Origin of the sequence: Propionivibrio soli (genome assembly GCF_025770765.1) — a bacterium.
Lineage (GTDB): Bacteria > Pseudomonadota > Gammaproteobacteria > Burkholderiales > Rhodocyclaceae > Propionivibrio > Propionivibrio soli.
Genome location: NZ_JANZKY010000017.1, coordinates 23,862 through 36,773, shown reverse-complemented (window position 1 = coordinate 36,773; position 12,912 = coordinate 23,862). Strand labels below are relative to the sequence as shown.

The window sequence follows — 12,912 nt, the reverse complement described above, 5'->3', positions numbered from 1 at the left end:
CTTGGTGGGCGCTTCAGCCTAAGGCATGCTTCGGCGGCGCATGCTCGTCCAGCGCATCGACGGAATCCCCGAGTGCACGCTTGATCGATGCGGGAAGCATGAACCAGCTGAGCAGTGTGGATGCAACGCACAGCAGCCAGAAAAGCAGAAATCCGATGGAATAGGTGGCAATCGCTGAAAGCGCGACCGGTTGCCCAAGAAGGAAAAGCTGCTTTGGATCGATGACGGTGAAGAACACGACTTCGGCGATGCCGGCGGCAATGAACGCCGGCCAGAGTATCCAGATGACGTGCTTCATGTGATATCCCCCGTTCCTAAGTGAGGCCGTCACGTAATCGCGGCTCGGTAAGGCTTCGAGTCAGCTTTCGGTTATCTGGTTCCTAATGCCGAAAGGCTACCTCACCAAGGGAAGGCAGACTGAGCGCGTTGGGCGCACGTTCTCCTAACCGCAGCTAGAGCAAAGTCCGTATCCGGCTTACTGGTAGGTCGGATACGGAGGCGTTTTGAGTACGACTTATATCCGGAAACGGCCGACCAACTCGTGCAGACCGTTGGACAAGGCGCGCAGTTCGCCGACGGTTCGCGTCGCGCTCTGGACCGCATGGTCCGTCTCTAGCGTCATCCGGTTGACCTCTTCGGCAGCGCGCGCCATCTCGTTGGTGGCCACGGATTGCTCCCGCGTGGCTCCTGCGATATCGCGTATCGCGCCGACCACCACGGCGATTTCGCCCTGAATGCTGGCAATTTCGGTGGCGACGGATTGCGAAGCGGAGAGTCCGGTGGCCACCGAGCGTTGCGTTTCGCCCATGTCGGCCAGCGCCGACTGGATGTCGCCGTGGGTCGAATCGATCAGCCGGCCGATCTCTACGGTCGACTTCGCGGTTCGTTCAGCGAGCTTGCGCACTTCGTCGGCGACGACCGCGAACCCGCGCCCGGATTCGCCGGCGCGCGCCGCTTCGATGGCCGCGTTCAGTGCTAGCAGGTTTGTCTGATCGGCGATTTCGCGGATGGCGCCGATGATCGCGTTCATTTCGGTCGAACGTTCGCCGAGTGAGCCCAAAGTGGTCGCCAAGCGGCCCACTTCGTCAGAGATCTTCTCGATGCCTTTGGCGAGATCGTTGACAGCGTCGACGGAGTGCAGCGATACCTCGCCGGTCCGCGTGGCCGTCTGCTCGGCCTGCTTCGCATTGTCGGCGATATGGTCGATGCTCACGGTGATCTGCTCGATCGTCGCCGCCGTTGAACTCAAGGTTTCTGCCTGACGTTTGGATTCGTCGGCCATCGAGTGTGTTACCTGGCTCAGCGAGTCGATACCCGCAAACAGGGAATCCACCTTGTCGCGCACATCGATGAACATGCTGCGCAGGCTTCCGGTGAAGTTGTTGAACGCCGTGGCGGTATGGCCGATCTCGTCGTCGGCGCCAACGGGCAACTTGCGGGTCAGATCCCCCTGGCCGGTCGATATTTCGGCGAGTGCGTCGCGCAGACCGAACAGACCTTTCAGAAGGCGGCCCAGAGCGGCGCTCGCCAGCAGCGCGCCGAGGACGACGATCGCTAGCCCCGCCGACACGAGCACCCCAAGCAGGGAATTCAGTGGTGCCAGGATCGCCGCTTTATCGACAACGGCGCAGAGTACCCAATCCTCGCCCGTGATCGGCGCGATCGCAACGTATTTGCCTGCGCCGTCGAGAGCAAGCTCGCGCAGAACGATCCGGTCGCCTTCCGTTTTCAGTACGGAGGCGTCGAAGCCGGAGATGACCTCGCCCACCGGCTTAAGCGCGGAGTCCGGCTTGGTGTGCGCGACGATCTTGGCGTCGCGCGTGGCGAGGAAAGCGTAGCCGTTGCCGCGCAATTCGATCGAGTTGACGATGCCGATGATTTCTTCAAGGGAAATGTCGCCCCCCACGACGCCGGCTTGCCCAGCATGGTCGAAGGGCCTGGCGACCGTAATCCCTGGCTTCTTGGTGCTCGCAAAGATATACGGCGCCGTGGCTACCGTACCCTTCACTTCGTTGGCTAGCTTGTACCAAGGACGAGCGGTGGGATCGTAACCTTCAGGTGGCTTCTTCTCTTCAAGGTTGTAGACCATCCGTTTATCGGCGAAGCCGGCGAACGTCTGGTCGAAACGCCCCGCCTCTTTGCCCGCCAGCAGGAACGGGATGACCTCGCCGCCCGCCGAAAGGCGCGACGCCGTGGCGTCAATGGCGCCACGGCGCTGACCCATCCAGCGGGTGAGAGCCTCCCGGTTCCCTTTGATGGCGGCCTCGATCTCTTTGTTGACGCCGTCAATGATCTCGGCGCGCATCTGCCAATACGCGATACCTGAGAGCGTTGCGATGACCACGGCCAGCATGGTGGCGACGAAAACCAGCAAACGTTGTTTGAGCGACATGCGGTTCTCCTGTGGGTTAACCGGGTTGAAGGACGTTGATCAGTTGGGTACCCAATCGGTTGGCGCTTTGAACGAGTCGCGCAACAAATGGCCCATCTGCAACTGAAGATTGATTTGTTTGGGCGGAATCGGTGACTCGAACCATTTTCGGTAGATTGCGTTGATTTCGCCTTGGGTAATAATCCGCGCCACTTCGGTATCGACGACCTTCTTGAATGCCGGATCATCCTTGCTCATCATCATGGCGAGGGGTTCGACGGTCAGGGTGTCCCGCGTAATCGAGTAGTTGTTCGGGTTCTTCGATGCGGCGCGCAGACTATACAGCAGTACGTCGTCCATGATGAATGCATCGGCCTTGCCGCCTTCGACGAATGAGAACGACTCGTTGTGGTCCTTGGCGAGAACGAGTTTGGCCCCCAAGCCCCGTCCCTCATTCAAATCGTTGAAGAGTTTTTCGCTGCTCGTGCCCTTGGTTGTGACCACCGTCTTGCCATTGAGGTCGAACATCGACTTGATACCGCTGTCGGCCCGCGTGAGGAAACGCGTCACGGCGAGGAAGGTGGGGATCGTGAAGGCGACCTCCTTGCGTCGTTCGGCCGAACTTGTGGTCGAGCCGCACTCGATATCCGCTTCTCCGGAAGCGACCGCCTTCATGCGGCTCGATGACGATACGGGTACGTATTTCACCGTGAGGTCCGAGCGCTTCAACTCGCGCTTCATGGCGTCAACGACCTTCAGGCAGATATCGATCGAATAGCCGATCGGCCGGTTGTTTTCGTCCAGGTAGGAGAAGGGAGGCGACGAGTCCCGATAACCGATGGTCACCGCACCGGTTTTCGCGATCCGGTCAAGTGTGGGCCCGGCGGATGCGATGGCCGATGAGAGAAGCAGGACCCCCAGGCAGAACAGGCGCGCCGGATTGAGACCAGTTTTGTTCTTGCACCTGAGCATTACTCGTGTTGCCGACATTGTTTTCCTCCCTGTGGAAATCTTGGTGGCTGAAGTAAGGTTCCTTTTTTGTGCGGCGCGCCGCTCTTGGGCGGGCGCTCTTGTTTTCTCCTGCAGTGAGTTCCTGATAACGAAAACGCGGTCGTTAACTCGGGGCCGGAACCCACCCGGCGACCGGTCAAGACCGCGTTGGTTGCGCGGCAGAACGGCCATCGACCATTCTGCCAGACTTCAGGTCAAGAAGGATCAGTACTCCCAGAAAATGCGCTGCAATTCCTTGCTGTCGTTGGTCTTGTTTAGAGCCACCGAGGCGAGGATCTTGGCCTTTTGCGGATTGAGATCATGGGCAACGATCCAGTCGTACTTGTCGTCCGGTTGTTCGGCGTTGCGCAGGACGAAGCCGCCGGCATTGACGCGGGAGGATCGAATGATTTGTATGCCCTTGCTGCGCAGGTCCTGCAGCACCGGAACGACGGCCGCCGATACCGAGCCATTGCCTGTGCCGGCGTGAATGATTGCCTTGGCCCCGGCGTTGGCAAACGCGCGATACGCGGTTTCGGAGACGTTGCCGTAGGCGTAGGCGATCTCGACCAGAGGCAGGCTGTCAATCTTGTCGATATCGAATTCCGAGTTCACCGTATGGCGCTTGGCGGGGAGGCGGAACCAGTAGTTCTTGCCTTCGACGACCATGCCCAGGGCTCCCCACGGGCTCTTGAACGCCTCGGTGCGGATGTTGATCGCTTTCGCCACGTCGCGTGCGCTGTTGATTTCGTCGTTCATCGTTACCAATACGCCTTTGCCCCGCGCATCCTGGCTTCCGGCGACGGTCACCGCATTGAAGAGATTGAGCATTCCGTCGGCGGACATGGCCGTTCCCGGACGCATCGAACCGACAACGACGATCGGCTTCTCGCTGTGAATCACGAGGTTGAGGAAGTAGGCCGTTTCCTCTAGCGTGTCGGTCCCGTGAGTGATCACGATACCGTCGACGTCATTTTGCTTGAGCAGCGCCGAGACACGTTTGCCCAGCGTCAGCAAATGCGCGTTGGTGAAGCTCTCCGAAGCGATCTGAAAGACTTGGTCGCCGCGCACGTTGGCGACATTGGCCAGTTGCGGGATGCCCGCGATCAGCTTGTCGACAGGAACCTTAGCGGCTTGATAGGTGGCGCTGTTCGTGGCGTCCGCCCCGGCGCCGGCAATTGTTCCCCCCGTAGCGAGGATGACAACGTTCGGCTTGGTTTGTGCGATTGCCATGGAACAAACAGCTAGTACGGACAGCAACCCTACAGCCCATTGACGCAATGTTCTTCTCATCATGGTCGTTTCCTTTTCTGGTGATTTTGCGAAAAGTGAAGTGAACGTGGATCGGGCGCTGACGACGACTCCTCGTCAGTTCGGCCATCGTCGGCTTATGTCAGCCAACCGGCGGAAATCCATTTGCATAGACCGTGCCACGCCACGAAGGTTGCAAGCGGCGGATTTCTATGGGTTTATTTTTCGCCTCGTCCGGGTTGCCGGACGTCCTGGTGTCGTGTTGTTCGGTATTCCGAACAGAAGCAGGCTCGCCGACTAATTGCGGGTAGAGGGCTTCGCCGTCGACGCACGACGCAAGGCGAGCGCGAGCCCCGAGGCGCAGATGATCGCCATGCCAACGGCTCCGGGCAGATCGGGCAAGTGGCCGAAGACGATCCACCCGAGAAGCGTGACCCAAACAAGCTGCATGTAGAGCAGAGTGGCTAGCGTGGATGCCGGCGTCTCCTTCGCCGCCCAGGTGAACATGAAGTGCCCCACGCCGGCGGTTAGCCCGAGCGACGCGAATAGGGTGATCTGCGCGAGCGTTGGCTGTGCGCCTTCCCAGTATTGGGGAACCACGAGCGAAGTGGCGATGGTTCCGATCAGGGCCGTGTAGAAAAGCTGACGCATGGCTGGCTCGGTGGATGCGAGCTTGCGCGTGAGCATCTGATAGGCGGCATAGCAGAGCGCCGAACCGAGCGCATAGGCGACGCCGATGCCGGACAAGGCGCCGCCCGGCCGGGCAATCAGGACAACGCCGACAAAGCCCGCGATGGTCGCGAGCCACCCGACGTAGCCGACCTTTTCGTTCAATACGGGTCCTGAAAGCAGGGAGACAAAAAAGGGCGCGACGAACATCAGCGCCGACGTCTCGGCGATCGGCAGGTTCTTCAGCGCAGTTTGAAAGAGGAGCGAGACGCCGAGCAGCATCAAGGCGCGGAAGACCATCAATCCGGGCCGCTTGGTGGCGATCAGCGACCATCCGGCCTTCGGCGCAACGGTGACAAGCATGATCAGCAAATGCACCGAGTAACGCGCCCAGATGACCAGTGGAACGGCGTAAAACAAGGTCAGGTATTTCGCCGATGCATCGTGGAGCGCAAAAACGAAGGTGGTAATTAGGATGAGCAGGGCACCACGGTGTCTAGTCGGCACGGGAAATCCAGGAATTGAGGCAAGAACGGGCGCTGTCGATCAGTTCTCCGGCCGTAAGGCCGACGGGGCCGAGGCCTTGCGCCACCAAGCGGTCGGCCGAGGCGCCGTGCAGGTGAACGGAACCCAGCAAAGCGGCAAGCGGATCCCAGCCTTGTGCGAGCAGGGAGACGACGATGCCGGTCAACACGTCGCCGCTTCCGGCCGTGGCGAGCCCTGGGTTGCCAGACGGGTTGATGAACCACTGGCCATCCGGCGCCGCGACGATGGTGCCGCAGCCCTTCAGGGCCACGTAAGCGTGGAACCCCGATGCGATGGTCTGCGCGGCTCGAACGCGGTCTTGTTGTACCTCTGCAGTCGTCGTCTTCAGCAGCCGCGCGGCTTCCGCCGGGTGCGGAGTCAAGAAAGTAGGTGCGCCGCGCATGTTTACTTGTTTGCGCGCCGTGTCATCCTCGGCCAGCAGGTTGAGCGCGTCGGCGTCGAGCACCAACGGGACGGTGCTCGCAAGGGCTTTTGCCAACACGGCCTGTGCTTCCGCGCTGCGTCCCATCCCTGGACCGCAGGCGAGTGCCGTCAGTTGCGCCGCGAAAAGGCCATCAACTTTGCGTACCATGAGTTCCGGCTGTCCGAAATCGATAGCCGGGCCATGCTCATCAAGCAGCCCAAGGTATACCCGCCCGGCGCCGATGCGCAGGGCGGCCCGCGCGGCAAGCAGGGCGGCGCCGACCATGCTCGGCGCACCGCCGAGTATTCCGGCCTCGCCGTACGTGCCCTTATGACTATTGCGGGGCCGCGGCCGCAGCCGCGATGCGAAGTGGGTGCGATCGATCAGGCTACCGGCGTTTTGCGAATCGGAGGGCTCAAGGTCCAGTGTTGCGACCGAGACGGCGCCCGCATGATCCGGCCCATCGCCGGTAAACAGGCCGGGCTTTGCGCCGATGAAGGTAATCGTATGGCTGGCGCGTATTGTTGCACCGTGGCGCTTCCCCGTATCGCTATCGAGGCCGCTCGGACAATCAAGAGCCAGCAGCGGGCAGCAGTCACGCTCGGCCAAGGTGTTCGCGCTCTCGATCAGATCCGAGTAGGGAGTCACGATGTCGCGCTTCAAGCCGATGCCGAACAATCCGTCGATGATCAGCGACCAACGAATCGCGTCAGGGATCTCGGGCAAGACGGTGCCGCCTGCCACGCTGAAACGATCGTAAGCGGCCTTGGCATCCTTCGGTAGCGCATCGGCCTTACCGGCAAAGACGAGATAGGTGTCAAAGAAGCGCTCGCGGAGCAGGCGCGCCGCTTCGAACGCATCACCCCCGTTGTTCCCGGGACCGGTAAGCACGAGTACGGCACCGCCGCTGGACAACTGGATCGCCAGATCGGCGGCGGCTCGCCCCGCCCGCTGCATGAGCGGGAGATGGGACGCCGCGGCTTCGATGCGGCGGATGTCGTCGGTCCGATAGAGCAGCGTCATGGCGAGGCGGAAGAATGCGGGAAAGGCATTCTACCGCGTCACCTTGCCGCGTGCGCCGCCTTCGGCGCGCCGGGACAGCCCCTCTCCGCCTAGCTTGCGAGACAGGGGGCGTAATCCGGGCGTGAGAGGGAGGAGATACCAATACCCGGCTCGGGGGCAAGGTCCTCGAGCCGGATTAGCGGTTTTCCTATTTCTTGTTTTGAACGCCGCGTGGGGTCATCTTGAAGCGATAGATTTCCGAGATCTCGCGGTCGTAACCCGGGTAGAAACCCTTGACCATGCCGAGAACGATACGCGATCCACGGTTGAACAGAACGAGCAATTCACCGGTCTTCGGATCGACCGCGCTGCCTTCGATTTCGCCTTGCCGCTTGACCTCCGTGAAGACCTTCTCGCGCACGACGTTCGCGTAGGACTTGTCGGTGACTTCGACGCGGTACAGGTTGTCTGCCTCATCATCGTCCGCTGTGCCGTCGTCGGCGGTCACGAAGAGGTTGCCCTTCCAATAGTGGATACCCTGAATCCACTGAGGCACGGGCTGAAGGTGGACCTTACGCAAGTATTTGCCGGAATCGAGACTGTACTCGTAGATGTAACGACCGCTTTCTTCTCCAACCCACGAGACCATCCAGACGCTGCGTTTGTCGGGGTCGACGCAGATGGCGGATACCTCCTGCTGGCCGCTCGACGGTTCGAAACTGAAGGCGCGTTTCAACTTGAGCGTCTCGGCGTCGTGGATCGCGATCTGGATGTCCTTGCCCACACCGTCCATGAAGTATTCGGCGCTCACGAAGACTTCGCCGTTGTAGACGTCGATGCCGCCGATGTGGTTGGACGCGATCGGGTATCCGTCGAATGGAGTCTCGTTCGAAAGAAGCAAATTGCCTTTCTTGTCGTACTTGTACAGGGCCTTACTGCCGCTCACATAGTAATAGGTGCCATCGCTGGCGACGCCCTGGCGTCCTTTGACTTCAAGCGTGTCGATGAGCTTGTAGTCGTATTTCGGCTGTGGATTGGACAGCCGAGGTTCGGCCGCGAAGATACTTGCGCTGAATAGCGCTCCGCAAAGCAAAGGCAGGGCAAGCAGACGGCAACGTTTGAGCATGACGACCTCCTTGGTTGAATGATTGTGGTTGTTATTGCACGAATACGAAACAAGAATTTTCACAAAACGACATAATGGTAGCCAAATGAAAGTTATGTCGCGGTTTTGTGTTTGTCAACGAACATTCGATGGCGAACATCAGAGCGGGAAAAGTGGCTGAAGCTCACAAACGCCACCCGTACCCGTTGCTGCACTTTCCCGTTTGTTCTCGCAGTTCCTCGTTGGTGCGCCGACTGTTTTGCGTGTAATGGCCGCCTATTGCCCGGCGAGTCCTGCGGCAACCGGGCGACGGAACGCGTGCCATGCCGGCAGTACGGCGAAAAACGCGCCGGCCAACACCAACCCCCCGAGCAGGATTATCTCTTCAGCACCGAGGCTCGGCTGCATTGCAAAACCCGTCCTGCCTTGCAGCCAGAGAGAAAGCGCTGCCGCGGCACCGTAGCCGAGCAGCAGGCCGAGGACGGCACCGGCGCCGATGAGCAGCGCCACTTCTATCCAAACGGTGCAGAAGACATAACCGCGGCTTGCACCGATCGCGCGCAGCACAGCAAACTGGCGCCGACGGGCGAGGAAGCCGACGAACAACGCCATCAGTACGGCGGCAACGACCAGCGCTTGCGTGGCAACGGCCAGCAACGACATGAGATCGCGCACGTTACCTAAGGCGACATACAGCTCGTTGAGGACTTCGGCGGGAAACAAGGCTGTGCTGTTTGCAGTGCGGAAAAGGCCGCGTAGCCCGTAGGCTGCGGCCACCGACTGTGGCTTGACCGTGATCGCCGGCACACCGGGTAGCCGCGAAGCCGCCCAAGGCGGCCCAATGTGTTCGTCGTCCGAGGCGTGTCCGTCCGGCAGCCCATGCACGGCCCAGACGTCTTCGATCGGCACCAGAACCGCCGTGTCCCAGATCGTGTTTCTCGCGGGCAGGCGGCCGACGACGGTGTAGTGCATTGCGGCGTGCGTGCCGTCATGATGATCTTCGCCATCGTCATCATCATCGTCATGGTGCTGGCCGTGCTGCGGGCTGATCGTGGCGCCAATGGCGAGCGGCACTGCGGCGCCGATCACCGCTTCGCCGCGGGCGGCGAATACGCGACCTTCGCGCGGCGTAAGCCGCCCTCCGCGCAGCGCGAAATCGGTTGTGGTACCGACGATCGCGTGCCCGTGCCAGTTGTCGCCGAACGCGATCGGTGCCGCATAACCGACCCCGGGGGCGAGACTCGCCTTGATGAGCGTGGCACCGTCAACGAGTGGGATGGCCTGCGGTTGCAGATAGACCGTGGACAAAACGAGCTGGGTCGGGCTGCCGGGCGCGCCGATCAGCAGATCGAAGTCGTCGGCGGCGCGCGCGCTGCCTTGACGCAGGGCACGTTCCTGCGAGATCACGGCAATTCCGGTGGCCAACGCCAGCGCAACGAGCAGAACGGTGACGAGCGCCAGCAGTCGGTTGCGGCGCAGGTCGGCAAAGACGATCGGAAAGGGATTCATTGCAGCGTTCCATCTTCGAGCGTCATGCAACGATCCAGCCGATCGAGCAGTTCGTGGTCGTGTGAGACGACGATCAGTGTCGTGCCACGTGTCCGCGCGAGGTCGACAAGCAGGTCGCCGATGCGCGCGCGGTGGTCGGGGTCGAGGCTGGCGGTGGGCTCGTCGGCGATTACGACTCCGGGTTCGAACAGCAGGGCGCGGGCAAAAGCGACGCGCTGCCGTTCTCCGCGCGAGAGCAGGGCGACGTCACGTTTTGGACAGTCGATACCCGTTGCATCGAGTAGTCCGGCGGCGCGCTGGCGCATGGTGCCGTCGGGACGCCAGCGGTCGAAGTGGACAGGAAGGAGCACGTTGTCGAGCGCCGAGAGTCCATCGACTAAATGGAAGTCCTGGAAGATCAGGCCGAGGTTCCTGTGACGCCACGCGTCGCGCTCGTCGGCGCGCAATGCGCAGAGATCGGTGTCGTCCCAGCGGATGCGGCCGGACCCCGGTACGGCGATTCCGGTCAGGCAGTGGAATAGCGTCGTTTTTCCAGCGCCGGAAGGGCCGCGGATACCCAAGCTGCCCCCGGCCGGCACGGCAAGGTCGGCGAATCCAAACAATGCGCGCTGCTGGCCGGGAAAGCGCCAGAGCACGTCTTGTGCATGAAGTGTCTTGCCCATAGCTACCCGATGATGTCGGCGTCGACGATGCGCACCTGGCTGACAAACCCGCTTTGCGGGTCGGTCCAGGAACCGATTTCCAGCCGCCCTTCGACCGCGATGCGTTGCTGGAAATCGACCGGGACCAGCGTTTTCCGCAGATAAACGACGACGATGTCAACGGGCCATTCGGCATCCGAGGCGCAGAACGGGCAGACGGCGACCGGCTCGCGCGTGAGCACGAAAAATTTGCTCTCGGGTTTCAGCGGCGGCGCCATGAAACCGCGTAGGCGCACCGCCTGGCCCTTAAGTGACAGGGCACGGTCCGAGTACTTGATGCCGAGCACGCCGATCGACTTGTACAGACCATCGAAGGTCAGGACTTCGGCGGCGTGTGCCAACGTCGGGACGGCAAGCAAGGCCAAGGAAAGAAATGTCCGCCGCGAGAGCGCGAAGGCCTCGGCGGCGGGCTCGCTTGTTGCAGTCTCCGTCATTGTTTCCCGGCCGCCTTGCCTTGCGGCGCGAACGACAGCGCCTCGGCAATGACGCGGAAGAGGTCGCTGTTCTCCATCTGGCCGCGCACCCGCTCGGCGCCCGGTCCCATGGCCGTCAGAATTACGTCGTCGCCTGAGTGGATCCCCTGGTTCGCGGCGCGCGACCCTTTGTTCGGCAGGTTGCCGACGCGCAGGACGGCGCCCGGGATGTCCTTGTACTTCTCGTTAGCGACCATGACGCCGTCGGCGTTCTTGATCGCCGGAACGAACTCGCCGTCGAGGAACGGGCGGAAGGTATCGTAATAGTCAGGCGTGGCGCCGAAGACGAAGCGCAACCGGCGCGGTACGTCCACGCTAACCGGATAACCTTCGTCGTTCGGTTGGTAGTCGGGGATGCCGGCGCCCTCGTAGATACCGACCTTGTTACGCATTTCGGCTTCCGGCGAGTTGTCGTCGACCGTGCCGATTACGCTCACGGGGTGGCTGTGATCGGCAGTGACCAGGATCAACGTATTGTTGCCGTTGGCCTTGGCCCAGTCCTTCGCCTTCTTCACCGCGTTGTCGAGCATGATCGTGTCGAAGATCGCGCGCTCCGGGTCCATCGAGTGCGAATACTTGTCGATGCGCGCCGACTCGACCATCAGCACGAAGCCGTTCTTGTTGCGCGAAAGGATCTTGATCGCCGCGTCCATTTCTTCGACCACGTCAGGCTGGTCCGGGAATTTGGCGACCGAACCCTTTTTGAGGAATTTGAGATCCAGGGCGCCGTCGACGTTGCTCGTGTTGTAAAGGCCGAGGAGTCTCGTTGTCTTAGCACCGTCGGCGGCGGCGAGCATTTCGGTCTTGGTCGTCGCCAACGCGTAGCCGGCTTGTTTGAACAGGCCGATGTAGTCAACCTCGTCGCTTCGCTTCGAGCCCGCGGTCGATTTGGGCAGGAAGTTCGGCGAGCCGCCGCCCATCATGACGTCGATCTTGCTGTCGTAGAACATCTTGACGATGTCGTTGAAGTCCGAACGGCGGCGGGTATGGGCGACCATCGCGGCGGGCGTGGCGTCCTCGATTTCAGAGTTGGTCACGGCGCCGACGGCCATCCCCTTGCGCTTGGCGATCGACGTGAGCGTCTCGACCTTCGGGTGGTCCAGCGTGCTGGCCGCGCGCGAGCAATAGACGCCGAGTGCATTCACGCAGGATTTGTGGCCGGTGGTGTAGGCGTGCGCCGCGTTCGCCGAGTCGGTGATGATCGAATCGGTACCTTGGGTCGTCAACAGCGCCATATACGGCATGTCGTCCATCGCCAGCTTGCCCTTGATCTTGCCGTTCTCGACTCCTTTCGAAAGAAGCCTGGCCGCCGTGCGGTGGCCGATCGAGAAACCATCGCCGATGAAAAGGATGACGTTCTTCGCCGCCCGCTTGGCGGGCGTTCCGTATACGGTCCATTCAACCGACTTCGTCGTCGTCCCGTCGCTGGCGGTGACCGTGTAGTTTCCGGGCTTGGAGATCGATGCGTCACGCAACAGCAGGCTGGAAACGTCCTTGCCGTCTTCGCGGGCGACCAGTTCGGCGGGCTTGCCGAACACCTTGGCATGATCCTGTCCATTGATCGTCACCGATACCTTGGCCGGGTCGACGATGCCGGGAAACTCCACCTTGAGGTCGAAGCGGCTGCCGGAAAGGATGTCGGCGCGGTCGATCGGATAGATGGTTTGCGCGGCGGCAGGTAGCGAGAAGACGGCGGCAACGAGCACCGCCAACGGCGAAAGGGTGAGACGCATGGGCTGTGGTTCCTTGGTGAGAGAAAACCCATACGCTAGTCATTGCATATTGCATTTCGGTTACGTCTTGAACCCTGCCATCTGTTTCCTGCGCTGGATGGCAGGTGAGCGCAGTTCGAACTATCCCTTGCGGGCCGGGAAATGCCCGGGTCGGCTATA

Annotated in this window: 11 protein-coding genes; all 11 read right to left on the bottom strand. The window is 61.3% G+C overall.

Features of this window, described 5'->3' with window-relative positions; all coding sequences use genetic code 11:
- Positions 1–13: 13 nt before the first annotated feature.
- Entirely contained in the window at positions 14–298 is a 285-nt protein-coding gene (locus tag NZ453_RS18700; protein WP_263772379.1) for a hypothetical protein, read from the bottom strand.
- Positions 299–514: 216 nt separating this feature from the next.
- Positions 515–2,392, bottom strand: coding sequence for a methyl-accepting chemotaxis protein (locus NZ453_RS18695; RefSeq protein WP_263772378.1), 1,878 nt, complete (start codon positions 2,390–2,392; stop codon positions 515–517).
- A 39-nt stretch (positions 2,393–2,431) separates the two neighbouring features.
- Complete coding sequence (locus NZ453_RS18690; RefSeq protein WP_263772376.1) at positions 2,432–3,361, bottom strand: amino acid ABC transporter substrate-binding protein; 930 nt, start codon at positions 3,359–3,361, stop codon at positions 2,432–2,434.
- A gap of 225 nt (positions 3,362–3,586) precedes the next feature.
- Positions 3,587–4,657 carry an asparaginase gene (locus tag NZ453_RS18685; protein ID WP_263772375.1) on the bottom strand — a complete coding sequence of 357 codons (1,071 nt, stop codon included), beginning with the start codon at positions 4,655–4,657 and terminating at the stop codon, positions 3,587–3,589.
- A gap of 252 nt (positions 4,658–4,909) precedes the next feature.
- Positions 4,910–5,788, bottom strand: coding sequence for a DMT family transporter (locus NZ453_RS18680; RefSeq protein WP_263772374.1), 879 nt, complete (start codon positions 5,786–5,788; stop codon positions 4,910–4,912).
- Entirely contained in the window at positions 5,778–7,253 is a 1,476-nt protein-coding gene (locus NZ453_RS18675; RefSeq protein ID WP_263772373.1) for an NAD(P)H-hydrate dehydratase, read from the bottom strand. Before NZ453_RS18675 ends, NZ453_RS18680 begins: the two co-directional genes overlap by 11 nt.
- Positions 7,254–7,440: 187 nt before the next feature.
- Positions 7,441–8,358: a hypothetical protein gene (locus tag NZ453_RS18670; RefSeq protein ID WP_263772372.1), complete on the bottom strand. Its 918-nt coding sequence runs from the start codon at positions 8,356–8,358 to the stop codon at positions 7,441–7,443.
- A gap of 255 nt (positions 8,359–8,613) precedes the next feature.
- Entirely contained in the window at positions 8,614–9,846 is a 1,233-nt protein-coding gene (locus NZ453_RS18665; RefSeq protein WP_263772371.1) for an ABC transporter permease, read from the bottom strand.
- Positions 9,843–10,508: an ABC transporter ATP-binding protein gene (locus tag NZ453_RS18660; RefSeq protein ID WP_263772370.1), complete on the bottom strand. Its 666-nt coding sequence runs from the start codon at positions 10,506–10,508 to the stop codon at positions 9,843–9,845. Before NZ453_RS18660 ends, NZ453_RS18665 begins: the two co-directional genes overlap by 4 nt.
- 2 nt (positions 10,509–10,510) lie before the next feature.
- Positions 10,511–10,981 (bottom strand): hypothetical protein, encoded by a 471-nt coding sequence (locus NZ453_RS18655; RefSeq protein ID WP_263772368.1) that lies wholly within the window; start codon positions 10,979–10,981, stop codon positions 10,511–10,513.
- A complete protein-coding gene (locus NZ453_RS18650) occupies positions 10,978–12,753 on the bottom strand; it encodes an alkaline phosphatase (protein WP_263772367.1) in 1,776 nt (591 codons plus the stop codon). The genes NZ453_RS18655 and NZ453_RS18650 overlap by 4 nt, the downstream gene beginning before the upstream one ends.
- Positions 12,754–12,912 lie beyond the last annotated feature (159 nt).